Raw genomic sequence first — 1712 nt, forward strand, 5'->3', positions numbered from 1 at the left:
TCGATCGAGTTCTTTCCGCTACCTAGGGCATTTTCTATGACCGAAATGCCCTATTTGTGCTGGGCTTTTTTATACACTAGCACTGGGGTGAATAGTTACCCGCATGGTACAGACGCTCCTGCATATACACGTACAGCACGACGCCAAGCGCGCTAATCACGAAAAACACGACGAGCGAGTTGACGCTTCACCAAGTAATCGTCTCCGCCAAAATCAAGTCCCTTCACCCGATCTTCAAGCGAGTCTCTCGCCGTCAGAAACAACACCGGCGTTTCGATTCCGTCTTCACGAAGACGACGGACGATGGAAAAACCATCGATGCCGGGAAGCATAACGTCCAAGATGATGGCGTCGTAAATGTTTTGCTGCGCTAAAAACAACCCTTCATCGCCGTCACATGCCCCATCAACCTCAAACTCATCCGCCAGCATCTCGATCATAGCCTCCCGCAAGTCGTGGTGATCCTCGACAACAAGCAGCTTCAACTATCTTCCCTCCTCTTTTTTAACCTATGGCTGTAAGGAACTTCCCTTCGCAGTGAAAGGCAACAGCTAAGCACCATACATGCCGTATCGGGAAAGGAAAAACAAAGCGCCGCATGATGCGAACGCTTTGTTTTTCTTTCTTTTATTCGTAGCGCAACGCTTGAATCGGGTCAAGCTTGGCCGCTTTGTTCGCTGGAAATACGCCAAACACCACTCCGACCAACAAAGAGAACAAAAAGGCGAGCAATGACACGGAAGGGGAATAGGAGATTGTCATCCCCATCACCGACTTCAGCACTTGGCCAACACCAAATCCAAGAACGACGCCAATGGCTCCACCGCATGAGCTGAGCACCACCGCCTCAACAAGAAATTGAAGCAAAATGTGGCGGCGTTTGGCGCCGACCGCTTTGCGGATGCCAATTTCTTTCGTCCGCTCGGACACCGAGACGAGCATGATGTTCATAATCCCGATGCCGCCGACAAGCAACGAGATGCCGGCGATGCCGCCAAGCATCAGCGTCATCGTATCGGCTACGGAACTGACCGTTTCCATCAAATCCTGCTGATTAAAGACGCTGTAGCTGTCTTCATTGTTTGGGAACAAATGGGCAAGAAGCTGTTTTGCTTCCACCATCACGAAGTTGACGTCTGAAGCCTTGTCTGCCTGGATATACACGGTTTGGATGTTCATCGTCTTTGTCAGGCGCTGGGCGGTCGACAGCGGCATCAAAATGACATCGTCCCCGCTTTGTCCAAGAGAACCGCCTTTGGACGCCAAAACGCCGACAACTTTAAACGATGTCCCATCGATTTGCACGTACTGGCCAACCGGATCCCCGAATCCAAACAACGTTTGCGCTATCGTCGCGCCGAGCACGACGATTTTTTGCCTGTACTCGATATCGATGTCTGATAAAAATCGGCCGCTGCTCACATTGACATCGCGAACCGCTTCATACGAAGCTGTCGTGCCGATTAACGATACTTGCGCTGAAGCAGTCCCTTGTTTGACATTCACTCTCCCAGACACGATAGGAGCGATGTCCTTTACACCGGAAAGTTCGCGAAACTTGTTCATGTCTTCAACCGTCAGCTTTACTTCATCGCTGTTCATGACGTTGACCGTCAGTGAACTACCCCCACTTAATTTTCTAGCGAAAATTTGAAGTGGGGGCTTCCAAAGAAGTTTGACTGCTTCAAGCAATCCTTATTCTTTGAGGCGTG

General features: G+C 50.4%; 1 protein-coding gene and 1 pseudogene. Both read right to left on the reverse strand.

Annotated elements, in window-relative coordinates:
• Positions 1 to 185: 185 nt before the first annotated feature.
• Positions 186 to 485: pseudogene (locus CV944_RS16905) on the reverse strand (response regulator); the annotation flags it as partial.
• Positions 486 to 627: 142 nt separating this feature from the next.
• Positions 628 to 1692 (reverse strand): ABC transporter permease, encoded by a 1065-nt coding sequence (locus CV944_RS16910; protein ID WP_255408643.1) that lies wholly within the window; start codon positions 1690 to 1692, stop codon positions 628 to 630.
• Positions 1693 to 1712 lie beyond the last annotated feature (20 nt).

It is taken from the genome of Geobacillus sp. WSUCF-018B (assembly GCF_002809985.1).
Taxonomy (GTDB): Bacteria; Bacillota; Bacilli; order Bacillales; family Anoxybacillaceae; genus Geobacillus; species Geobacillus thermophilus.